Annotated in this window: 20 protein-coding genes; 13 read left to right on the forward strand and 7 right to left on the reverse strand. The window is 65.3% G+C overall.

Annotated features, from left to right (window positions below; translation table 11 throughout):
• Positions 1-16: 16 nt before the first annotated feature.
• Positions 17-535, reverse strand: a complete 519-nt coding sequence (locus JY451_05455) for a hypothetical protein (GenBank protein ID QZH76017.1) — start codon at positions 533-535, stop codon at positions 17-19.
• A 341-nt stretch (positions 536-876) separates the two neighbouring features.
• Between JY451_05455 and glgB the strand changes: the two genes are divergently transcribed.
• Genes glgB through glgX form a run of 5 tightly spaced genes read left to right on the forward strand, consistent with a single transcriptional unit; the run spans position 877 to position 9,214 of the window.
• Positions 877-3,042: a 1,4-alpha-glucan branching protein GlgB gene (gene glgB / locus JY451_05460; GenBank protein ID QZH76018.1), complete on the forward strand. Its 2,166-nt coding sequence runs from the start codon at positions 877-879 to the stop codon at positions 3,040-3,042.
• Between the two features lie 28 nt (positions 3,043-3,070).
• On the forward strand, positions 3,071-4,333 hold the full coding sequence (gene glgC / locus JY451_05465; protein QZH76019.1) for a glucose-1-phosphate adenylyltransferase: 1,263 nt from the start codon (positions 3,071-3,073) through the stop codon (positions 4,331-4,333).
• Positions 4,334-4,338: 5 nt separating this feature from the next.
• Positions 4,339-5,787: a glycogen synthase GlgA gene (glgA, locus tag JY451_05470; GenBank protein QZH76020.1), complete on the forward strand. Its 1,449-nt coding sequence runs from the start codon at positions 4,339-4,341 to the stop codon at positions 5,785-5,787.
• Entirely contained in the window at positions 5,784-7,415 is a 1,632-nt protein-coding gene (locus JY451_05475; protein QZH76021.1) for an alpha-D-glucose phosphate-specific phosphoglucomutase, read from the forward strand. The genes glgA and JY451_05475 overlap by 4 nt, the downstream gene beginning before the upstream one ends.
• Positions 7,412-9,214 carry a glycogen debranching protein GlgX gene (gene glgX, locus JY451_05480; protein ID QZH76022.1) on the forward strand — a complete coding sequence of 601 codons (1,803 nt, stop codon included), beginning with the start codon at positions 7,412-7,414 and terminating at the stop codon, positions 9,212-9,214. Before JY451_05475 ends, glgX begins: the two co-directional genes overlap by 4 nt.
• On the opposite strand, the gene JY451_05485 is transcribed toward glgX, so the two are convergent.
• The 3 genes from JY451_05485 to JY451_05495 are packed head-to-tail and all read right to left on the reverse strand — an operon-like array spanning position 9,211 to position 12,085.
• Positions 9,211-9,636 (reverse strand): DUF2147 domain-containing protein, encoded by a 426-nt coding sequence (locus tag JY451_05485; GenBank protein ID QZH76023.1) that lies wholly within the window; start codon positions 9,634-9,636, stop codon positions 9,211-9,213. The genes glgX and JY451_05485 overlap by 4 nt on opposite strands.
• A gap of 47 nt (positions 9,637-9,683) precedes the next feature.
• Positions 9,684-10,670: a radical SAM protein gene (locus tag JY451_05490; GenBank protein QZH76024.1), complete on the reverse strand. Its 987-nt coding sequence runs from the start codon at positions 10,668-10,670 to the stop codon at positions 9,684-9,686.
• Entirely contained in the window at positions 10,670-12,085 is a 1,416-nt protein-coding gene (locus tag JY451_05495; GenBank protein ID QZH76025.1) for an FAD-dependent oxidoreductase, read from the reverse strand. Before JY451_05495 ends, JY451_05490 begins: the two co-directional genes overlap by 1 nt.
• An 87-nt stretch (positions 12,086-12,172) precedes the next feature.
• On the opposite strand from JY451_05495, the gene JY451_05500 reads away from it, so the two are divergent.
• A complete protein-coding gene (locus JY451_05500; protein QZH76026.1) occupies positions 12,173-13,222 on the forward strand; it encodes a methyltransferase domain-containing protein in 1,050 nt (349 codons plus the stop codon).
• Entirely contained in the window at positions 13,216-14,274 is a 1,059-nt protein-coding gene (locus JY451_05505) for an SDR family oxidoreductase (protein QZH76027.1), read from the forward strand. The genes JY451_05500 and JY451_05505 overlap by 7 nt, the downstream gene beginning before the upstream one ends.
• Here JY451_05505 and JY451_05510 read toward each other — a convergent pair.
• Together JY451_05510 and JY451_05515 are read right to left on the reverse strand one after the other, a co-directional pair.
• Positions 14,204-14,902 carry a glycosyltransferase gene (locus tag JY451_05510; protein ID QZH76578.1) on the reverse strand — a complete coding sequence of 233 codons (699 nt, stop codon included), beginning with the start codon at positions 14,900-14,902 and terminating at the stop codon, positions 14,204-14,206. The genes JY451_05505 and JY451_05510 overlap by 71 nt on opposite strands.
• A 23-nt stretch (positions 14,903-14,925) precedes the next feature.
• Entirely contained in the window at positions 14,926-15,507 is a 582-nt protein-coding gene (locus JY451_05515) for a TIGR04282 family arsenosugar biosynthesis glycosyltransferase (GenBank protein QZH76028.1), read from the reverse strand.
• Positions 15,508-15,647: 140 nt separating this feature from the next.
• Here JY451_05515 and JY451_05520 point away from each other — a divergent pair, with 140 nt between their 5' ends.
• Together JY451_05520 and JY451_05525 are read left to right on the forward strand one after the other, a co-directional pair.
• On the forward strand, positions 15,648-16,838 hold the full coding sequence (locus tag JY451_05520) for a Ppx/GppA family phosphatase (GenBank protein QZH76029.1): 1,191 nt from the start codon (positions 15,648-15,650) through the stop codon (positions 16,836-16,838).
• Positions 16,835-17,506, forward strand: coding sequence for an RlmE family RNA methyltransferase (locus JY451_05525; GenBank protein QZH76030.1), 672 nt, complete (start codon positions 16,835-16,837; stop codon positions 17,504-17,506). The genes JY451_05520 and JY451_05525 overlap by 4 nt, the downstream gene beginning before the upstream one ends.
• A gap of 60 nt (positions 17,507-17,566) precedes the next feature.
• On the opposite strand, the gene JY451_05530 is transcribed toward JY451_05525, so the two are convergent.
• Positions 17,567-18,241, reverse strand: a complete 675-nt coding sequence (locus JY451_05530; protein QZH76031.1) for a cytochrome c family protein — start codon at positions 18,239-18,241, stop codon at positions 17,567-17,569.
• 152 nt (positions 18,242-18,393) lie between these two features.
• On the opposite strand from JY451_05530, the gene JY451_05535 reads away from it, so the two are divergent.
• From JY451_05535 to JY451_05550, 4 genes are all read left to right on the forward strand, one after another.
• Positions 18,394-19,290: a prephenate dehydratase gene (locus tag JY451_05535; protein ID QZH76032.1), complete on the forward strand. Its 897-nt coding sequence runs from the start codon at positions 18,394-18,396 to the stop codon at positions 19,288-19,290.
• Positions 19,291-19,378: 88 nt separating this feature from the next.
• The gene (locus JY451_05540; GenBank protein ID QZH76579.1) at positions 19,379-19,768 is read left to right on the forward strand and encodes a GNAT family N-acetyltransferase; all 390 of its coding nucleotides are present in this window, start codon (positions 19,379-19,381) and stop codon (positions 19,766-19,768) included.
• 98 nt (positions 19,769-19,866) lie between these two features.
• Complete coding sequence (locus JY451_05545) at positions 19,867-20,517, forward strand: hypothetical protein (GenBank protein QZH76580.1); 651 nt, start codon at positions 19,867-19,869, stop codon at positions 20,515-20,517.
• A 10-nt stretch (positions 20,518-20,527) separates the two neighbouring features.
• Complete coding sequence (locus JY451_05550) at positions 20,528-21,796, forward strand: DUF4350 domain-containing protein (protein ID QZH76033.1); 1,269 nt, start codon at positions 20,528-20,530, stop codon at positions 21,794-21,796.

Genomic DNA, 21,796 nt, shown 5'->3' on the forward strand with positions numbered 1-21,796 from the left:
CCTTTTTCGCCCGCAGCTAGGATTGGCCAGTGCGACAACCAAACTGCTGGGCACGCAAATTCATGCCGTCGATTTGGTCGAGTTCAGAACGCATCGCCGCAAGCAGATTCGTTTCAAGTTCGCCTCTATTGATATCGCTCAGTTCCTGAATTTGGCTTCGATAAAGCCGGATTGTTTCTTCGCTGAGAGTGAAGGGGCATTCTTGGTATGGCCAGTCGTTTGGCTCGGAGCCGTAAGTAGAGGTGTCCATGAACGACATCCGGCCCATGGTTTTCAGTCCTACGTCGCAATCGTTATTACCGGCAAACACGCTAATGGTCCGAACCGGACCTCCGTAACCTTCAGCAGCCATCCAGCGAGCACATCCAGCTTCCACTGAATCTTCCCAAATCCAAACAAGACCAAAGCCTTTCCATTGATACTCAGCTTCTGCGTGCGCAGGCACACCTTCGGGCTTCGGGATAAGTGGGTCGATGATTGGAACTAACCATCCATAAACAAGAACCGGCCCGATGGGGGTCACCGTGATGGCCAAGATAGACAGGGCCGCTCCAACGAACGCAAAAATCGATTTCCGCATCGAAACATCGATCACACAATGGCTACCAAAAGTCACCTTTGGTTGTTCGAAAAGCAAAATTCCAGTGTGATCGAAGACGTCACCCCGGACTTGATCCGGGGTCCCGCTACCTCACCTCAAGCACTCAGAAACAAGCGAGACCCCGGCTCGGGGGCCGGGGTGACGAAGGTGGGGCCGGGGTGACGATAAATTGAGGGTGTCGGAATCCCACCGCATACGTTTTCAGTTTCCCGAATCCCGGCTTGTGCGCCACAAGGCCATCAGGGGCCGCCAAGGTCCCGCGAACGGGAGAATGCGTGCAGCCGCCACCATCCGCCATTGATGCCCTCTTCGCAGGTCGCCACGCCGATCCCTTCGCGCTGCTGGGGCCGCATGACGGGCCGGAAGGCACTTTCGTCCGCGCGATCCTGCCCGGTGCGGAGACGGCAGAGGCCTACTCGCTGAACGGCGCAAAGCTGGGCAAGCTCGCTCGCGTCGATCTCCGCGGGCTGTTCGAAGGCAAGCTGCGCGGCAAACCCAAACCGGTGAAGTATCGCTGCCAGGGCGGCGGGGCGGAATGGTGGGTGACCGATCCCTACAGCTTTGGCCCGGTGCTCGGCCCGCTCGACGATTTCCTGATCGCCGAGGGCACGCACCTGCGGCTGTTCGACAAGTTCGGCGCGCACCTGATTACCCACGAAGGCTGCGGCGGCGTGCATTTCGCGGTCTGGGCGCCCAATGCGCAGGCCGTCAGCGTAGTCGGCGATTTCAACGACTGGGACGGCGCACGGCACCCGATGCGCGGCCGGCTGGGCATCGGGGTGTGGGAGATTTTCCTCCCCGATCTGGGCGAAGGCCGCGCCTACAAGTACCGCATCATCGGCCCGGACGGGGTCGAGCAGCCATTGAAGGCCGATCCCTTCGCCTTCGCCAGCGAGTTGCGGCCCAAGACCGCCTCGATCACCGCGCGCCCGGCCAAGCCCGATTGGGGTGACGCGGCGCACCGCGCGCACTGGTCCGCCGTCGATCCGCGGCGGCAGGCGATCTCGATCTACGAGGTCCACCCCGGATCGTGGCAACGGGATGAGCACGACTGGTTCCTGAGCTGGGATGCGATGGCCGAGCGGCTGATCCCCTATGTGGCCGAAATGGGCTTCACCCATATCGAGTTCATGCCGGTGAGCGAGCATCCCTACGATCCGAGCTGGGGCTACCAGACCACCGGGCTTTACGCGCCCACCGCGCGGTTCGGCGGGCCGGACGGGTTCGCGCGGTTTGTCGATGGCGCGCACCGCGCGGGCATCGGGGTGCTGCTCGACTGGGTGCCCGCGCATTTCCCCACCGACGATCACGGGCTGGCCAATTTCGACGGCACCGCGCTCTACGAACACGCCGATCCGAAGCTCGGCTTCCACCCCGACTGGAACACCGCGATCTACAATTTCGGGCGGCGCGAGGTGGCAAGTTTTCTTGTCAACAACGCGCTGTTCTGGGCCGAGCAGTATCATGTCGACGGGCTGCGGGTCGATGCGGTCGCCTCGATGCTCTACCGCGATTACTCGCGCGAGGCCGGGGAATGGATCCCCAATGCCGAGGGCGGGCGGGAGAACTGGGAAGCGGTCGATTTCCTGCGCGCGATGAACCGCGCGGTCCACGCCAGCCATCCCGGCATCCTCACGATCGCCGAAGAATCGACCAGCTGGCCCGGCGTCTCGCAGCCCGCCTGGGACGAAGGCCCGCGCACCAGCCTGGGCTTCGGGTTCAAGTGGAACATGGGCTTCATGCACGACACGCTGCAATATATGGCCCGCGATCCGGTGCACCGGAAGCACCACCATGACGAGATCACCTTCGGCCTCGTCTATGCCTTCAGCGAGAATTTCGTCCTGCCGCTGAGCCATGACGAAGTGGTCCACGGCAAAGGCAGCCTGCTCACCAAGATGAGCGGCGACGACTGGCAGAAATTCGCCAGCTTACGCGCCTATTACGGGCTGATGTGGGGCTATCCGGGCAAGAAGTTGCTGTTCATGGGGCAGGAATTCGCCCAGCGCCGCGAATGGAGCGAGGCTCGCGCGCTCGATTGGGACCTGCTCGATGCGCCCGCGCACAAGGGGGTGCAGGCGCTGGTGCGCGATCTCAACCTTTTGTATCGCGAGAAGCCCGCACTCCACGCGCGCGATTGCGAGGGCGAAGGGTTCGAATGGCTGGTGGCGGACGATGCCGATGCCTCGGTCTTCGCCTGGCTGCGCAAGTGCCCCGGCCAGCCGCCGGTGGCGGTGCTGAGTAATATGACGCCGATGACGCACGGCTGCTACGGCCTCAACCTGCCGCATGACGGCGAATGGGCCGAAGTGCTCAACACCGATGCGATGCATTATGGCGGCAGCGGGCAGGGGAATATGGGCGCGGTGCAAGTGAGCGGAGGGTGGACCACTGTCACGCTACCGCCACTTGCCACAATCATGCTGGAATACCGGGGTTAGAAAAACAAACTTGGGGCAGGAGAGGCCGATGAGAGAGAAGTATTCGCAACCGCTGGCGCGTGATGCCATGGCCTATGTGCTGGCCGGGGGGCGCGGCAGCCGCCTGCTCGAACTGACCGACCGGCGGGCCAAGCCGGCGGTCTATTTCGGCGGTGTCTCCCGCATCGTCGATTTCGCGCTGTCGAACGCGATCAATTCCGGCATCCGCCGCATCGGGGTGGCGACGCAGTACAAGGCGCACAGCCTGATCCGCCACATGCAGCGCGCGTGGAACTTCATGCGGCCCGAGCGGAACGAAAGCTTCGACATCCTCCCCGCGAGCCAGCGCGTGTCCGAAAGCCAGTGGTACGAAGGCACCGCCGATGCGGTGTACCAGAACATCGACATCATCCAGGCCCACGCGCCCAAGTACATGGTCATCCTCGCGGGCGATCACGTGTACAAGATGGATTACGAACTGATGCTGCGCCAGCACGTCGAAAGCGGCGCGGACGTAACCGTCGGCTGCCTCGTGGTGCCGCGCATGGAAGCCACGGGCTTCGGGGTGATGCATGTCGATGCGAAGGACGCGATTACCGATTTCATCGAAAAGCCCAAGGATCCCCCCGGCATTCCGGGGCAGGAACACATGGCCCTCGCCAGCATGGGCATCTACGTGTTCGAGACGCAGTTCCTGTTCGACCAGCTGCGCCGCGATGCCGCCGATCCCGCTTCGAAGCGCGATTTCGGCGGCGATATCATCCCCTACATCGTCAAGCACGGCAAGGCGCAGGCGCACCGCTTTACCGCCAGCTGCATTCGTGCGGCGGACGAGATCGAGGAATACTGGCGCGATGTCGGCACGGTGGATGCCTATTTCGAAGCCAACCTTGATCTGACCGACGTGGTGCCCAAGCTGAACCTCTACGATCGTGACTGGCCGATCTGGACCGACCAGATCGTCGCCGCCCCGGCCAAATTCGTCCACGACGAGGACGGGCGGCGCGGCCACGCGATTTCCTCGCTGATCAGCCAGGACTGCATCGTTTCGGGCGCACTGGCGAAGAAAAGCCTGCTGTTTACGGGCGTGAAGATGGGCAGCTTCTCCAGCGTCGATGAAGCTGTGATCCTACCCTATTGCAACATCGGGCGCGGGGCGCGCCTGACCAAGGTGATCCTCGATTCGGGCGTGCGCATTCCTGAAGGGCTGGTGGTCGGCGAAGACCCGGTGCTGGACGAACAGCGCTTCCGCCGCAGCGAAAAGGGCGTCTGCCTGATTACCAAGGCAATGATCGACCGGCTGGAGAGCTGAATCTCATGATCCGGGTATTGTCGGTCGCCTCCGAAGCGGTACCGCTCGTCAAGACCGGCGGGCTTGCCGACGTGGCGGGCGCGCTGCCCGCCGCCGTCGCGCCGCACGGGGTGGAAATGACCACCCTGCTGCCGGGCTATCCGGCGGTCATGGCCGCGCTGGGCAAGGCGCGCAGCGTGCATAAGTGGGAGTCGCTGCTCGGCAAGCCTGCGCGGCTGCTGGCCGGCAAGATCGGCGATCACAAGCTGCTGGTGCTCGATGCCCCGGCCTTCTTCGCGCGTGAAGGCGGACCCTACGGCGATGCAAGCGGCAAGGACTGGCCCGACAACTGGCACCGCTTCGCCGCCTTCGGTCGTGCCGCCGGCGACCTGGCTTCGGGAATGGTGAAAGGCCGCAGCTTCGATCTGCTCCATGCGCACGACTGGCAGGCGGGGATGGCGCTCGCCTACCTGCGCCATGCCAGCGACACGCCGCACCTCCCGGCGGTGATGACGATCCACAACATGGCTTTCCAGGGCTATTACGATGCCAAGATATTCCCGCGCCTCGGTCTGCCCCAGTCGGCATGGTCAATGGACGGGGTGGAAAGCTACGGCGGGGTCGGGTTCCTCAAGGCCGGGATGCAGGCCGCGAGCGTGATCACTACCGTCAGCCCCAGCTATGCCGCCGAGATCCGCCAGCCCGAATTCGGCATGGGATTGGAGGGGCTGGTGACCACGCGCGGGGACCGGGTGCGCGGCATCCTCAACGGCATCGATCCGGCGGTGTGGAACCCGGCGCACGATCCCGACATTGCCGCCACCTATTCGCACCACAAGCTCGGCAAGCGCCTTACCAACAAGCGCGACGTGGAAAGGGAATTCGGGCTGGAGAAGGGCGACGGGCCGCTGTTCACGGTGGTCAGCCGCCTGACCTGGCAGAAGGGCATGGACGTGCTGGGCGAAGTGCTCGACCATCTGGTGGGCGTCGGCGGAAGGCTGGCGCTGCTCGGTTCGGGCGACAAGGCCATCGAGGGCGAATTGCACAAGGCAATGGCCCGCCATCCGGGCAAGATTGGCATTCGGATAGGCTATGACGAAGGGCTTTCGCACCGCTTGCAGGCCGGTGCAGACGCGATCCTCGTCCCCAGTAGGTTCGAGCCTTGCGGGCTGACCCAGATGTACGGCTTGGCCTATGGCTGTGTGCCGGTGGTGGCGCGCACCGGCGGGCTGGCGGATACGGTGATCGACGCCAATCCTGCCGCACTGGCTGCCGGGGTCGCTACTGGCATTCAATTTGATGGGGTGCATTACCATGCCCTCCGCTCTGCCATTGACCGGGCGGTGACGCTCTATCGCCAGCCGAAGCAATGGCGGCGCTTGCAGCAAAACGGCATGAAGGCCGATTTCTCGTGGGCCGCCAGCGGCCGCGCCTATGCCGATCTTTACCGCGAACTGACGGAAGACCCCGCATGATCCGCACGCACCAGACCACGCCGTTCACCGACCAGAAGCCCGGTACTTCGGGCCTGCGCAAGAAGGTGCGGCATTTCGCGCAAGCCAATTATGCCGAGAATTTCATCCAGTCGGTGTTCGATGTGGTTGAGCGGCCCGCGAACGCGACATTGGTGATCGGCGGCGATGGTCGCTATCACAACCGCACGGTCATCCAGCAGGCGATCCGCATGGCAGCGGCCAACGGCTACGCGCGGGTGCTGGTCGGGCAAGGCGGCATACTTTCCACCCCGGCGGCGAGCCACGTGATCCGCAAGTACGGCGCGAGCGGCGGGTTGGTGCTTTCCGCCAGCCACAATCCCGGCGGGCCGGACGAGGATTTCGGCATCAAGTACAATGTCGCCAACGGCGGCCCCGCGACCGAGGGCGTGACCGATGCGATTTATGCGCGGACTCTCACCATCGACCGCTGGATGGATGTCGACGCGCCGGAGGTCAATCTCGATACCATCGGCACCACGCAGGTGGGCGATCTGACTGTCGAAGTGATCGATCCGGTCGCCGACTATGCCGTGCTGATGGAGGAGCTGTTCGATTTCCCCGCCATCCGCGCAGCGGTCGCGGATGGCCTGACGATGGCTTTCGACGCGATGCACGCCGTCACCGGCCCTTACGCGCACGAAATCCTCGAAAAGCGCCTCGGCTTCGCTCCCGGAACGGTCCGCAACGGCACTCCGCTGGAGGATTTCGGTGGCCATCACCCCGATCCCAATCTGGTTCACGCAAGGGTTCTCTACGACCTGATGATGGACCACGAGTTCGCCCCGGCCTTCGGCGCGGCTTCGGACGGGGACGGGGATCGCAATCTCGTGATCGGCAAGGGGCGCTTCATCACCCCATCGGATTCGCTGGCGATGCTGGCGGCCAATGCGCACCTCGCTCCCGGCTACGGGCAGGGGCTTAAGGGCATCGCCCGATCGATGCCCACCAGCGCGGCGGCGGACCGGGTGGCCGAGGCGCTCGGCATTCCCGCTTTCGAAACGCCGACCGGGTGGAAGTTCTTCGGCAACCTGCTCGATGCCGGAATGGCGACGATCTGCGGCGAGGAAAGCGCGGGCACCGGCAGCGATCACGTGCGCGAAAAGGACGGGCTTTGGGCAGTGCTGCTCTGGCTCAACATCCTTGCCGTAACGGGCAAGAGCGTGGACCAGGTCGCCCGCGAACACTGGGCGCGGTTTGGGCGTAATTACTACGCGCGGCACGATTACGAAGCCGTCGATAGCGCGCAGGCCGAAGCGGTGATGGCGCGGGTGGGCGATCAGCTTGCCACCCTGCCGGGGACGCAATGGGGCGAATTGACCGTGAGCAGCGCGGACAGTTTCGCCTATACCGATCCGGTCGATGGCTCGATCTGCCGGAACCAGGGACTGCGCGTGGCGTTTGCAGGGGGATCGCGGCTGGTCCTGCGCCTTTCGGGCACGGGCACGCAAGGGGCCACGATCCGCCTCTATCTCGAACGCTACGAGCCGGCGGACGGGTTCATCGACGGAGATACTACCGAAATGCTGCAACCCCTGGTTGCCGCTGCCGAAGGCATTGCGGGCATTGCCGCGCGGACCGGGCGCGCCGCGCCGGACGTCATCACATGAGCTCAGAGATGGGCGCCATCATTGCCGATGGCACCACCCGCTTCCGGGTCCGCTCTCCCCGGGCGGAAAATGTGACCCTGTGCCTTTTCGACGACGCGGGCGGCGAACAGCGCGTGCCGATGGCGCGCGACGACGGCGGCGAACACTGGGTGGTCGAACTGCCCGAGGACCTGACCGGATGCGCCTATGGCTACCGCGCAGGGGGCGAATGGAATCCCGACAAAGGCCTGTGGTTCGATGAGGCGAAGCTGCTGGTCGATCCGCACGCTACCCAGCTCGATCGCCGCTTCAAGGCCGACAAGGCGCTGACCGAGCGCGGCGCGGATACCGCGCATCTGGTGCCGCGCGCAATCGTGATGCGCGAATACGAGGGCTTTCCCAAGGCCGCGCCGGTGTTCGACCGGGCGGGGCTGGTTTACGAACTCAACGTGCGCGGCTTCACGCTGCTGCATCCCGATGTGCCGGAAGAGGAGCGCGGCACGATTGCGGCGCTGGCGCATCCTTCCGTGATCGCGCACTTGCAGAAGATCGGCGTCAGTGCGGTGGAACTGATGCCCGTGATCGCGTGGATGGACGAACCGCATCTCGGCCCCCTCGGCCTCGCCAACGAATGGGGCTACAACCCGGTTGCGCCGATGGCGCTCGATCCGGGCCTGTGCCCCGGCGGCGTGCGCGAACTGCGCAAGACGGTGGAAGCGCTGCACGATGCGGGGATCGGCGTGCTGCTCGACCTCGTGTTCAACCACACCGGCGAAGGCGACGCAGGCGGCAACGTGATCTGCCTGCGCGGGCTGGACGACAGCGCCTATGCCCGCGCCGAGGACGGCACGCTGCTCAACGATTCGGGCTGCGGCAACACGGTGGATTTCGGGCAGGAATGGATCCGCGAACTGGCGCTCGACACCATGCGCCACTTCGTCGCCCGCTGCGGGATCGACGGGTTCCGCTTCGATCTTGCGCCGATCATGGCGCGTTCCCCCGGCTTCGATCCCGAAGCCCCGATCTTCGCCGCCATGGCCGAGGACGAGTGGCTGCACGACCGGGTGCTGATTGCCGAGCCGTGGGATATCGGGCCGGGGGGCTACCAGTTGGGGGAATTCCCGGCGAACTGGCTCGAATGGAACGACCGCTACCGCGACGATGTGCGCCAGTACTGGAATGCCAAAGGGAATAGGGGCGATGCTGGCCACGGCGCACTGGCGCACCGGATGGCCGGATCGGAAGACCTGTTCGGCAAGGACTGCCGCAGCGTCAACTTCCTCGCCGCACACGATGGCTTCACCCTGGCCGACAGCGTCATGTACGAACAGCGCCACAACGAGGCCAACGGTGAGGACAATCGCGACGGGCATTCGGCTAACCATAGCAACAACCACGGCACAGAAGGGCCGACCGACGATCCCGCGATCATCGAAGCGCGCGGTGCCACCATGCGGGCAATGCTCGGCACGCTGTTCGTCTCCACCGGAACGATCATGCTCACCGCCGGGGACGAGTTCGGGCGCACGCAGGGGGGCAACAACAATGCCTACTGCCAATCGATCCCGGTCGACTGGGAAAGCCGCGACGTGGCGCTGGAGGATTACGTGGCGGAGCTATCGGCGCGGCGCCGGGACTATGGCGCGGCGATGGAGCAGTTTCCCGAAGGCGGCACATGGGCGCACCTCGACGGCACGCCGATGGCGGACCACGCATGGGAGCACGATGACACGCCCGGCTTCATGTGGCAGCCGCCCGAGGGCAGCGGACATCCCGCGATCCGTGTCGACCGGCAGGGACGCTGGGCGGGGTTCGCCTAGCTGACGGCGCTCCATGTCACCGTGCGGCAGATCAGTGTGACGCAGCCCTGCACTTCCAGCGCGCCGTTGCGGCCGGGGCGCACCACCGCGCGGTAGGTGCCGCCGTCCTCCGGATTGTACACCTGCCCGCGCCAGGCATCGTCGCTCCAGCGCAGGTTCTGCAACACCCGGATTCCGGTGATCGGGCGGCTCCGCAGCTCCGGATCGTCGTTGTGCCTATCGCGGTTGGTTTCCCCCGGCTTGTTGCGGACGATGCGGGTAATCGTGCCGCAGCGCATGTTGCCGCAGGGGGCGACGGTGATTTCGACATAACCGCCCTGATCGAGGTAACGCCCGTCGATGCTGCGCTGCGCCGGGGCGCTGGCGGGCAGGGCGAGCAGGCTGGCGAAGGCGAGAGCAGCGGCGGTTTTGCGGGTCATCATGCCGGATATACGCAGGCGCCCGGCAAAAGGATGCAGGAAAAGTGCTGTCAGGCTGAACAGCTCGCCCCGCCGAGCACGCAGAAGCGCGCGCAGTGGGGGTGGTTCAGCGGCACCGGGCGATCCGCCTCGGCCACGCTCGCGCCCAGATCGAATTGCGGATCGTAGGGCAGCAGGGTGCAGGCGACCACGCGCGGGGCGGGCTCGCCCTTGCGGTGGACGACCATGCGGCTTTTCGCGCACATGATGTCAGAGGGCGACTTGCCCAGTATTCCCCAGCACGCCTCGGTAATTTCGGGAACGTCGGCTTGGGCGTCCATTTCCGGGAACAGCACCAACCGGGCCGGATCCTCCGCATCGATAGCTATGTCTTCGCGCCCGAACAGCGCGCCATAGGCCTTGCGGGCTTGGGACTCACTCTCCCCCGCCATGCGCCTTCCGGCAGCGGCAAGGGAGAAGCCGTTGGCGGAAAGCCAGCGCAGGCCATCGAGCATCGGTACCCACGAATTGGCACCGCGCTCCGCCTCATGCACAAGCTGCGTATGGTGATCGATCGAGACGCGGATCGTCAGCCGTGCACCATACTTCTCGCGCAATCGCAGCAGTTCAGCCTCATGCCGCCGCATCGGCTTCATTGCATTGGACAGCACCAGCACTTCATGCCCGCGCGCCAGCGCATCCTCGACCATCACGATGATTTCGGGGTTCATGAACGGCTCGCCGCCGGTGAACCCGATCTCGCGCCCGCCCCGATCTGCGATCTCGTCAAGGAACCGCGCCACATCCGCCGCCGCCAGATAGGCCAGCGCATCGTTGGTCGGACTGCTTTCGATGTAGCAGTTGGCGCAGGCGAGATTGCACAGGGTGCCGGTGGCGAACCACAGCGTATCGAGCCGTTCCAGCGCCACCGAGGCGCGCGGCGAACCGTCCGCCGTCACCAGCGGATCGACGAACTTGCCGCGCGGCAACGGCGCTGCCTCGACCGCGAAGGGCGAAGCGCCAGCAGGCGCATTGCTGCTGACAGAACGCGTCGCCATCAGAACGTGCGCCGCAGTTTCGCCAGCAGCGCGACCCAGCGCTTGGCCCATTTGCCGAACACCAGCGGCTCCCACGCCTTGAACGCTGCCGCCTTCACGATCTCGGCACGGGTGGGATAGGCAATCACCGCCCCGCCCATGTTGAAAGTCCCGTCCTTGCCCGTAATCAACTGCGTGAACGGCAGCAGCAGTTCGCCCGCATTGACCCCGCAAATGCTGGCGCCGACCACCTTGCGGCCCTTGAGCATGACCTTGAGATGCCCCTCAGGGCGACCCTCGGCAATCGCGCGGTCGTTGTGGTCGAAATGCTCGGTGATGACAGTCAGTCCGTCGCCATGCTTCTCCCGCGCCTCGCTTTCGGTCAGGCCGATCTGCGCCACTTCGGGCTCGGTATAGGTGCACCACGGCAGCGCCCGAAAATCCGCCTTGGCAGGCAGGCCGAGCGCCACTTCCATCACCACGTTTGAACCCTCGTAGCCCGAAACTTGGGTGAGGCGCGGCCCCTCGCGGCAATCGCCGATGGCGTAAATATGTTTGAGGCTGGTGCGACGGCGGGCGTCCACCTGGATACCGTTCTGGCCCAAGGCAATGCCCAGTTCCTCCAGCCCGTAACCCGCCACGCGCGCCTTGCGTCCCACAGCAACCAGCAGGTGCGAACCGGTGACCTGCTCCCCGCTATCGGTGCTGACGACCACTCCCTCACCCGCACGCTCCACCTTTTCCGCCTTGCCGCGCACGAAGCGCACACCTTCGGCTTCCATCGTCGCCACCACCAGCGCCACCGAATCGCGGTCATCGCGCGCCATGATCTCGCCCGGCTCGATCACCGTCACCGCAGAGCCAAGCCGCCGGAAGCTCTGCGCCATTTCCATGCCGATCACGCCGCCGCCGATAATCACCAGGTGTTCGGGCTGCTCGGTCAGGTCGAACAGGTTTTCGTTGGTGAGATAGGGCACCTCGGACAGCCCCGGAACCGGCGGCACCATCGGCCCGGAGCCGGTGGCAATGACGATGCGGGGTGCCGTCAAAGTCCGCCCGCCGACCTCCACCGAATGCGGCCCCGTCAGCCGCGCCCAGTCGCGGATCACCTCGCAGCCCATGCCTTCGAAGGTTTCTTCCGAATCGTGCGGCGCGATCGCGGCAATCGCCCCGTGGACATGCGCGTGGACCCCCGCCCAGTCGACCACCGGCGTGGCCAGTTGAACACCTGCGCGCTTTTCCTCACGCGCTTCGGCGGCGCGGCGGGCGCTGGCGATCAGTGCCTTGCTCGGCACGCAGCCGTTGTTGAGGCATTCGCCGCCCATCTTGTGGCCTTCGATCAGTGCGGTCTTGAGGCCGAACAGTCCGCAGCCGCCTGCCGCCGTCAGCCCCGCCGCGCCGCCGCCGATCACAATCACATCGTGCGAATATTCCATGTGCCTCCGGGAAGTAACTTGGCTAGCGTGGGGGACGAACAGGCTCCTGTCCATGCCCCCTTTCGCTCATCGAGGACCCACAGTTTCATGAATCTCCAGAATTCGCAGGATTATTACGGCAAGGTTCTCTCCCGCTCGGCCGACCTTCGCACCGATGCCTGCTGTACGCTTGCCATGCCTGCGCCGGACATTCTGGCGGCGCTGGCCAACGTCCATCCGGACGTGAAGGCGCGCTATTACGGCTGCGGGCTGGTGGTGCCGCAGGCGTTGACGGGGTGCCGGGTGCTCGATCTGGGATCGGGCAGCGGGCAGGATGCCTACCTGCTGGCGCAACTGGTGGGGCCGGAGGGCAGCGTCACCGGGGTGGATGCCACTCCCGAACAGCTCGCCGTGGCGCGCGAACACATGGGCTGGCACGCCGGGCGGTTCGGCTATGCCAATGTCGAGTTCGTCGAAGGCGATATCGAGAAGCTGGACGAACTGGGGCTGGAGCCGGATAGTTTCGATGTCATCGTGTCCAACTGCGTCATCAATCTGGTGGCGGACAAGCTGGCGGTGTTCCGCGCCGCCCATCGGCTGCTGAAGCCGGGCGGGGAGCTGTATTTTTCGGACGTTTATGCCGATCGCCGGGTGCCTGCCGAGCTGCTTGCCGATCCGGTGCTGCACGGCGAATGCCTGTCGGGTGCGCTCTACTGGGGCGATTTCGACCGGCTGGCGAAGGACGCCGGGTTTGCCGATCCGCGCCTCGTGACCGACCGGCCGCTGGCGATCAACGATGCCGCGATTGCCGCCAAACTGGCAGGGTTTTCTTTCGTCTCAGCGACCTACCGTCTGTTCAAGCTGGCGGGGCTGGAGCCGCAGTGCGAGGACTACGGGCAAGCGGTGCGTTACCTCGGCACCGTTCCCGAACACGCCACCATGTTTCACCTCGACGCGCATCATGCGATCGAGAAGGGACGGGTGTTTCCCGTTTGCGGCAATTCCTGGCTGATGCTGGCGGAAACGCGGTTCGCCCCGCATTTTGAATTCATCGGTGACTTTGCACGGCATTACGGGGTGTTTCCCGGCTGCGGCACTGCCGTCCCCTTCGGGCAATCGGATGCCAATCCGGGCAAGAGCGAGGCACCCTGTTGCTGAGAATTCTGGTTACAGGAGCTGCCGGACTGATCGGCGGCGAAGTCTGCGCGCGGCTCGCGGCACGGGGGCATGGCGTGACCGCATTGGTGCGGCGGACGCGCGAGGTGCGCGGGAATGACGGTGCTCTGGTGCCGGGCATCAAGGTAATTGTAGGCGATGTCACCCTGCCGCTGCTCGGCCTTGTGCCGCAGCCGTGCGACGTGGTGATCCACTGCGCCGCGCATCTCGAATTCGACGCGCCGGAAGCCGAACTCACCGCCGTGAATGTCGAGGGCACGCGCAATGCGCTGGACTATGCAAGGGCGGCTGGGGCACGGTTTCTGCATGTCAGCACCGCTTATGTCTGCGGCGACCGGCAGGGCACGATTGCCGAAGCACCGGTGCCGGGCGGGACGGTGTTCACCAACCGCTACGAAGCAAGCAAGGCAGCGGGGGAAGCCGTGGTGGCCATGAGCGGCGTGCCTTTCGCGGTGGCGCGGCCTTCGATCGTGCTGGGCGAGAGCGGCAGCGGCGCGATCCGCGACTTTCCCTCGCTGTGCAATGTCTTCCGGCTGATGGCGCGCGGCAAGGTGACGCAGTTTCCGGTTTCGTCTGAGGCAACGCTCGATCTCGTGCCGATCGACCATGTCGCAACTGGGATCGTCGCGCTGGCGGAGGCGATGGATGCGGCGCAGGGTGGCTATTTCCACCTCGTCGCTGATCGCCCGCTTCCCGCCGCAGCGTTGGCCGAAGGGGTGGCGCGGGTGGCGCATTTTCCAGCGCCGCGCGTGGTGGCTCCGGCGGACTACGATCTCGCCGCGCTGCGCCCCGCCGAGCGGATGCTGGCGGAGCGGATGCTCGCGACCTTCGGCGCCTACTTCACCCGCTCGCCCCGCTTTGATGACAGCCAGTTCCGCGCCCTCACCGGCCTCGCTTGCCCATCAACTGACGCGGCATGGCTCGACCGGCTGATCGCCTACGGAATCGCGCGCGGGTATCTCCCTAACGCACGTCCGGATAGAACCGCTCAAGCCGTTCCCTCGCTCCCAGAGCCCATAGTAGTCCGACCTTGAGATAGATCCAGTTCGCCTTCAGAGCGCCCCATTCGGCGATCCGGCGGTCTGACGTTTCAACCGTGCGGCGAAGCAGTTTCACCCGGCCAAAGCGGGTCAGGCGAATGCACAGGTCGGCTTCCTCCATCACCTTGGCAGCCGGATCGCAACCGCCACATTCGAGGAACTGGGCGCGGCGGAAGAACATCGCGTGATCGCCGAACAGCAGCCGGGCACCTTTGACGAACAGGTCCGGACGGAACAGCAGCGGGGCGTACCAGGTCTTGGCCCAGTTGTGCAGCGTAGTGCCCCAGCGGGTCTTGACCGGACCGCGAATGATTGGGGTGAAACCTGCGAGCGAAATGGCCGGATCGGCCAGCGTGGCCTGCACCAGCGCCACCATATCGGCGGGCGGAACGGTATCGGCGTGGAGCACCACGACGAACTCGCCCCGCGCCGCTTCGACCCCCGCATTGATCTGCCGCCCGCGCCCCACCGCCGTGCACACCACACGCCAGCCCGCACCTTGCGCCAGTGCCACCGAGGCATCCGCACTGCCGCCGTCGACCGCCAGCACTTCCCGTGGCGGCGGATCGAGCCTTGCCACATGGGCGATCAGCGCGGGCAAGGCGTGCTCCTCGTTTAGCATCGGGATTACGATAGTGACGCTGCTCACGGCAACAGCTCGGGCCAGCGATCCAGGTCTTCGGGGCGGTCACAATCTGCGAGCGGTTCCAGCAGGCGATAGGCGACATCGTGCTCGGCCAGTCGCGCCAGGGTTTCGGCCAGCACGCCATCAGTGCCCCACGGCATATTCTGCCACAGGAACGACAGGTGCGTGCGAAAGCCGAGCAGATAGTATCCGCCATCCTCTGCCGGACCGATCACCACCGGGGCAGCCTCCAGGGCCGAGGCTGCGGCCAACAGGTACGCCGGAGTCAGGTCCGGCACATCCGCGCCCAGCACGATCCCCGGAGCCGGAACCCGCGCCAGCCGCGCGCCGAGATCGCCATCGCCCTGCTCTACCAACGGCACACCGCTCCCCAGCCAGTCGCCGAATTCGCCATGGTCCGCCCCAGTCGTCCACACAACGAAGGGCAGCCCGCTTTCCTGCACGACTCCGAGCGTCCGCTCCACCAGTCGGCGATGCACCCGCGCCGCGCCTGCTTCCCCCAGCAAGGGCACCAGCCGCGTCTTTGCCGCTCCGGCGCGGGGATAGCGGGCGAACAGGGCGATGGTCGGAAGAACGGACATTCCCTTTGCCCTAGACCTCCACCCCCTTGCTGGCGAGACCCCTCCTTGTGCCCCTGCTTGTGCCTTTGCGCGGCTTGGTATAGCCTGAAACCAGGTTCCGCTCATCGGTGGCGGGTACAGGCGATTTGAAAGTTACGATCATGGCGGATCATTCTCCGCCGGATGGACGCGAGAAGACCAGGGACACAGGCGGCGGCAACAAGAGCCGTCAGGGCAATCCACCACCCGGTCGAAATCGCGCTCCCGGCAGTGAGCAGGAGAGCGGCAGGACGGGGAGCGCGCGGGACGATGCGAGCTGGCGGCGTCCGCCCCACACCTCGCTGCGGCAAGCCTATGCCGCCATCGACCTCGGCACCAACAATTGCCGCCTGCTGATCGCCCGCCCTGCAGAAGAGAACTTCGTCGTGATCGACGCCTTCTCGCGCGTCGTGCGGCTGGGTGAAGGGCTGGCGCAATCGGGGAAGCTATCCGACGCGGCGATGGAGCGGGCGATGGGCGCGCTGCGGATTTGTGCCGACAAGCTGAGGAAGCGCAATGTCCACCTCGCCCGCTCGGTCGCCACCGAGGCTTGCCGCCGCGCCAGCAACGGTGGCGATTTCATCAGCCGCGTACATGATGAGACCGGCATCGTGCTCGATATCATCAGCGCGCAGGAAGAAGCGCGTCTGGCCGTACTGGGCTGCCACATCCTGCTGGAAGACGGACGCGGACCGGCGGTGATCTTCGATATCGGCGGTGGCTCGACCGAGCTGGTGCTGATCGAACCCGGTGCCCCGGTTCCGCGCATTCTCGACTGGCAAAGCGTGCCATGGGGCGTGGTCTCGCTTACCGAAACGGTGGGCAAGGAAAGCGGCGGGCTGACAGAGCGGCTGGCCCGCTATGCCCACATGAAGCAGCTGGTGCTCGACAGCTTCGCCGAGTTCGCCGCGCGGATCGAAAGCCACAAGGCGCACGACCAGCGGCTGCTCGGCACCAGCGGCACGGTGACAACACTCGCCAGCGTGCATCTCGGCCTGCCGCAATACGATCGCAAGCAGGTGGACGGGCTGATCGTGCCGAGCGAGCGGATGCGGCTGATTTCGCAGCAGCTTTCTGCCATGTCTCCCGCCGAGCGGCGCGCGCTCGATTGCATCGGCAGCGACCGGGCGGAACTTGTGGTGGCGGGCTGCGCGATTCTGGAAGCGATTCTCGAGATTTGGCCGGCGCCGCGACTTGGCGTGGCCGACCGGGGAATTCGCGAAGGCATCCTGCGCAGCCTGATGGCCGCCGATGTCGAAGGCTTCGAAGCGCAGGCGGCCCTGCGGCAACTGAAATCAGGGAACACAAGATGAGCCGGCAGGGCCCAGATGCGCAGCGCCGACTCACCAGCGGCAAGAAACGCAAGGAAAGTTCGAGGCGCTGGCTCGAACGGCAATTGAACGATCCTTACGTCAAGCGCGCCAAGGACGAAGGCTGGCGCAGCCGGGCGGCGTTCAAGCTGATCGAGCTGGATGACCGGTTCGGGCTGGTGAAAGGCGCGAAGCGGGTAATCGATCTGGGCATCGCTCCCGGCGGGTGGAGCCAGGTGGTGCGCAAGCGCGCGCCGGGCGCGGCGATCGTGGGCATCGACCTGCTCGAAACCGAGCCGATCGAAGGGGTGACCATCCTGCAGATGGACTTTATGAGCGATGCCGCGCCCGCTGCGCTGGAAGCGGCGCTGGGCGGCCCTGCCGATCTCATCATGTCTGACATGGCGGCCAACACCGTCGGCCACAAGCAGACCGATCACCTGCGCACAATGGGACTGGTGGAAGCCGCGGCCTACTTTGCCGTCGAGAACATGACCGAGGGCGGCACCTTCATCGCCAAGGGCTTTGCCGGGGGAACCGACAAGGACCTGCTCGACCTGCTCAAGAAGCATTTCCGCACCGTCAAACACGCCAAGCCACCTGCCAGCCGCAAGGGATCGAGCGAATGGTACGTGGTGGCGCAAGGCTTCAAGGGGCGCAGCGCCGCCTGAGCGCACCAACAAAAAACCCCGGCGCGAACCGGGGCTTCTTGTTTCGTAATATGCGTAAGGTCAGGTGCCGGGGTTTTCCGCCACCGGCTGGTCGTCACCCATGGCGCCGACGGCTTCAACTGCCGTGGCGGGTTCGCCGGAAACCTCTCCCGGTCCTTCGCCCGCGCCTTCCATACCATCTTCGGTGGGCGCTTCGGCTTCGGGAGTCGGCAGGGCCGGGCCACCGCCGTTGGCGAGCATGTACAGGATGACGTTGGCGCGATCTTCCGCACTGCCCAGACCAGCGAAGCTCATCTTGGTGCCGTCGGCAAAGGCGCGCGGGCTGGCGAGCCAGGCGGACATGTTCTCGAAATCCCAGTTGCCGCCCTTGCCAGCCAAGGCGCTGGAATAATCGTAACCTGCTGCATGAGCACCAATCGCCGTACCCATTACTCCGTAAAGATTCGGGCCAATGCCGTTCGCCCCGCCCTGCGTGATCGTGTGACAGGCGCTGCACTTTGCGAACACCGCTTCGCCCGCTTCGGCAGAACCGCTGGCGAGCAGCGTGGCGAGCGAAGGACCGGCATCGGCAGCCGCTCCCTCTTCCGGGGCATCGATCACATAGCCGAACGCGCCACCCTCTTCGATCTCTGCGTTACCGCCGCCGAAATAGGTGTCCGCCACGATGGCTCCGCCCAATGCGATGCCGCAGCTGGCAAGGACCCAGCCGAAAATGGTGTTCATGCGATCGTTCATGGTTCTGGCGTTCTGCTGCGTAGTTGAACTGCGGGGTGAATCTGCGTCGCGCTCTAGGGGTGGCGGGGCTTGCGCGCAAGAGGCCTTTGGGCTGCTGCTGGCCCTGTTGCCGCTTGTCCGCCCGCCTGTCCCCAGCTAGGCGCTGGCCCCCTATGGACAGCTTCCCCGCCCCCGCGCTCGCTCTGGTCGAAAAAATGCGCGCCGCCGCTGCGCTCGACCCCGCGCGCGCCATCGCTTTCCAGGGCGCTCCCGGCGCGAATTCGCACCGCGCTTTGCTGGAATGGGACCCTGAAGCGCTGCCTCTGCCGTGCTTCAGCTTCGCCGACGCGATTGACGCGGTGAAAAGGGGAGATGCCGCCTGCGCGATGATCCCGATCGAGAATTCGCAGGCGGGCCGCGTGGCCGATATCCACTTCCTGCTGCCCGAGAGCGGGCTCTACATTGTGGGCGAACATTTCCTCGCCATCCATCATGCACTGATGGCGCTGGATACGGCGGGTCCTTTCAAGGCTGCCTTCAGCCACCCGCACGCACTCAGCCAGAGCCGCCATTACCTGCGCGAGCGGGGCATGGTGCCGCTCAGCCACGCCGATACAGCGGGTGCGGCGGCGCATGTGGCGGAACTGGGCGATCCCAGGATGGCGGCCATCGCGCCAAAGCTTGCCGCCGATCTATACGGCCTCCAGATCGTCGAGGAAAATGTCGAAGACAGCGCCGACAACACCACCCGCTTCGTTGTGCTCGCGCGCGAGCCCCTTGATCCCGCCAGCCTCGATGGCCAACAGGCGATGACGACCTTCGTGTTCGAAGTGAAGAACATCCCCGCCGCGCTGTTCAAGGCGATGGGCGGGTTCGCGACCAACGGCGTCAACATGACCAAGCTGGAAAGCTACCAGCGGGGAGCCAGCTTTGCCGCGACCATGTTCTATGCCGATATCATCGGCGCGCCCGGCGATCCGGCGGTGGACCGGGCGCTGGAAGAACTGGCGTTCCACTGCAAGGGCGTGTCGATGTTCGGCACATATCCGCTGGCGCGGCCCAGGGGATAGGAGCGTGGGTGAGCCGGAGTTCGTCATTGCGGCGGAGGCGCCGACCAGCGTGGACGTCCTCACCCTGCTAGACCGGCACCTGGAGGAAATGCACCGCTGCTCGCCCGCCTGCAAGGTCCACGCCCTGCCCGCCGCGCGGCTGGCCGATGCGCACGTCACCTTCTTCACCGTCCGCGTCGATGGCGAACTGGCGGCCATAGGCGCCTTGCGGGAAATCGATGCCAAGCGTGGCGAGATCAAATCGATGCGCGCGGCCGATGCATGGCGTGGCAAGGGGGCGGGCAAAGCAATGGTGGGCTACTTGCTGGCCGAGGCGCGGGCGCGGGGATACCGATGGATTGGCCTCGAAACCGGTCGGCATCCGGTGTTCGAACCGGCGCAGCGGCTTTATGCGGGCCACGGATTTTGTGAATGCCCGCCGTTTGGCGACTATGTCAGCGACGATTTCAGTCTCTGCCTGGGGCGCGATCTCGCCTGAGCGCGTAAAATCGCGCTGTTCTCTCCCCGCAAGTCATTGCTTCGTAACTTGCGCCATGCCACCTAATGCCTGTGACCACGGGCAAGGGGAATAATGCGCTGCCGGCGCAGGGCGAAACTTTCGCGCAGGCGTGGCGGGACATCCGTGCCGACGAGGCGATCCAGTATGGCGAAGTCGCCCAGCCCGACCAGCCGCCCCCGCCCGACTGGTTGCAGAACTTCATGGAATGGCTTTCCGACCTGTTCGCCCCGGTGGGCAATGCGCTGGTGGCAGCCTGGCCGGTGCTGCAATGGGTGCTGATCGCGCTCGGCGTGGCGCTGCTCGGCTATGCGCTGCTGCGCATTTTCGGGCCTGATTTCCTTACCCGCAAGCACAGCAAGGTGGCGCATCCCGATGACTGGGTGCCCGATCAGCAGGAGGCACTCGCCTTGCTGGAGGAAGCGGATCGGCTGGCCGCTGCGGGCGAATATGACGAGGCGACCCACTTGCTCCTCAAGCGCTCGGTCGGGCAGATCGCCCAAGCGCGCCCCGATCTGGTCGAACCGTCCAGCACTGCGCGCGAGTTGTCCGCCGAACCACGCCTTCCCGAAGCCGCGCGTTCCGCGTTTGCGGTGATCGCCGTTCGAGTGGAGCGCAGCCTGTTCGCGCTTACCCACCTGTCGCGCGAGGACTGGCAGGCGGCGCGCGATGCCTATGCGGAATTTGCCCTGGCGCAGAAATCGCTGGGCAACCGGGCGCTGGCAGCATGAGCCGCGCGTTATGAGCAAAGCAGGCAATCCGTTCCGACCCGGCATGGTGCTGGCAGTGCTGGCGGTAGGCGCGCTGGCGTTCCTGCTGATGCTCTATGCCATCGGCCAGGGCTGGACCGGTGACGAGGAACGCAATGGCGGTGAACATGCCGGATCGACCAGCCTCAACGGCTTTGCCGCGCTCGCCCGGCTGGTGGAGGACAGCGGTTACTCGGTCGAACTGTCGCGCAGCCGGGGCAGCCATGACGATTACGGCCTGCTCGTGCTCACCCCGCCACTGTTCGGCGATCCGGAAGAACTGACCACGATCATCGAGGATCGGCGCACCAACGGCTACGGACCGACATTGGTGGTACTGCCGAAATGGGTAGCCATGCCGGTGCCGCCCCAGTTGCAGGAAGAGTCGGAGGCCGAGGACGGTTGGGTCTACCTGACGGATGTCAATTCGCCGTTCTGGTTCAACGGACTGGAATTTGCCGAGGGTGGCGGGCTGGCAATCGGTGCGACCAAGGGATGGAACGGGCTCGGCATTAGCGGGCCTTTGCCCGATCCCGCGCGGGTGCAGGCGCTGGCCGATCAGCCCGATCTGGAAATGTATCCGCTGGTGCTCGACAGCGAAGGCGACGTGCTCGCCGCCGAGGTCAATGCCGCCTGGGCGGGCAGCGATTACGATTACGAACCCTGGCCGACGCTGGTAGTGTTTGAGCCCGATCTGATGAACAATTACGGCATGGCGGACGAAGATCGCGCCCGCCTCGCGCTTTCGCTGGTCGAGACGATGATGGAAGGCGATGAGGCAATGCCGGTGATCTTCGATCTGACGCTTGCCGGGCTTGGCACTAGCGAGAACCTCCTCACTCTCGCCTTTACTCCGCCGTTCCTCGCCGCAACCCTGTGCCTGCTGCTCGCCGCGCTGGTGATCGGCTGGCGCGCCTTCCGCCGCTTCGGCCCGCCGGTGGCCGAGGCAGAGGCGATGGCGCGCGGGAAGCGGCAACTGGCCCGAAATGGCGCGGCGCTGGTGGCGCGGGTCAAGCGGTTCAACCTGCTTGCCGATCCCTATGCGGCGCTGATGGGCAAGCGCATCGGCGATGCACTGGGCGTGCGCGACGTACAGCCCGAAGCGCGTGCCGCAGCCATCGACGCGGCTCTTATAAGGCGCGGCTACGAAGGCGCAGGCTTTACCGAGCGCGCCACAATCCTGCGCAGCGCCACGCGCCCGCGCGACATTATCCGCGCCGCTGGCGCCCTCAAATCCATCGAAAGGACGCTGAAGTCATGA

Source organism: Erythrobacter sp. (genome assembly GCA_019739335.1).
Taxonomy (GTDB): domain Bacteria; phylum Pseudomonadota; class Alphaproteobacteria; order Sphingomonadales; family Sphingomonadaceae; genus Alteraurantiacibacter.

Excerpts from the sequence above, each read along its gene's own strand:
- glgC (QZH76019.1), top strand. The coding sequence starts at position 3,071 with ATGAGAGAGAAGTATTCGCAACCGCTGGCGCGTGATGCCATGGCCTAT.
- glgA (QZH76020.1), top strand. The coding sequence starts at position 4,339 with ATGATCCGGGTATTGTCGGTCGCCTCCGAAGCGGTACCGCTCGTCAAG.
- JY451_05475 (QZH76021.1), top strand. The coding sequence starts at position 5,784 with ATGATCCGCACGCACCAGACCACGCCGTTCACCGACCAGAAGCCCGGT.
- glgX (QZH76022.1), top strand. The coding sequence starts at position 7,412 with ATGAGCTCAGAGATGGGCGCCATCATTGCCGATGGCACCACCCGCTTC.
- JY451_05485 (QZH76023.1), bottom strand. The coding sequence starts at position 9,636 with ATGATGACCCGCAAAACCGCCGCTGCTCTCGCCTTCGCCAGCCTGCTC.
- JY451_05490 (QZH76024.1), bottom strand. The coding sequence starts at position 10,670 with ATGGCGACGCGTTCTGTCAGCAGCAATGCGCCTGCTGGCGCTTCGCCC.
- JY451_05495 (QZH76025.1), bottom strand. The coding sequence starts at position 12,085 with ATGGAATATTCGCACGATGTGATTGTGATCGGCGGCGGCGCGGCGGGG.
- JY451_05500 (QZH76026.1), top strand. The coding sequence starts at position 12,173 with ATGAATCTCCAGAATTCGCAGGATTATTACGGCAAGGTTCTCTCCCGC.
- JY451_05510 (QZH76578.1), bottom strand. The coding sequence starts at position 14,902 with ATGCTAAACGAGGAGCACGCCTTGCCCGCGCTGATCGCCCATGTGGCA.
- JY451_05515 (QZH76028.1), bottom strand. The coding sequence starts at position 15,507 with ATGTCCGTTCTTCCGACCATCGCCCTGTTCGCCCGCTATCCCCGCGCC.
- JY451_05520 (QZH76029.1), top strand. The coding sequence starts at position 15,648 with ATGGCGGATCATTCTCCGCCGGATGGACGCGAGAAGACCAGGGACACA.
- JY451_05525 (QZH76030.1), top strand. The coding sequence starts at position 16,835 with ATGAGCCGGCAGGGCCCAGATGCGCAGCGCCGACTCACCAGCGGCAAG.
- JY451_05530 (QZH76031.1), bottom strand. The coding sequence starts at position 18,241 with ATGAACGATCGCATGAACACCATTTTCGGCTGGGTCCTTGCCAGCTGC.
- JY451_05535 (QZH76032.1), top strand. The coding sequence starts at position 18,394 with ATGGACAGCTTCCCCGCCCCCGCGCTCGCTCTGGTCGAAAAAATGCGC.
- JY451_05540 (QZH76579.1), top strand. The coding sequence starts at position 19,379 with ATGCACCGCTGCTCGCCCGCCTGCAAGGTCCACGCCCTGCCCGCCGCG.
- JY451_05550 (QZH76033.1), top strand. The coding sequence starts at position 20,528 with ATGAGCAAAGCAGGCAATCCGTTCCGACCCGGCATGGTGCTGGCAGTG.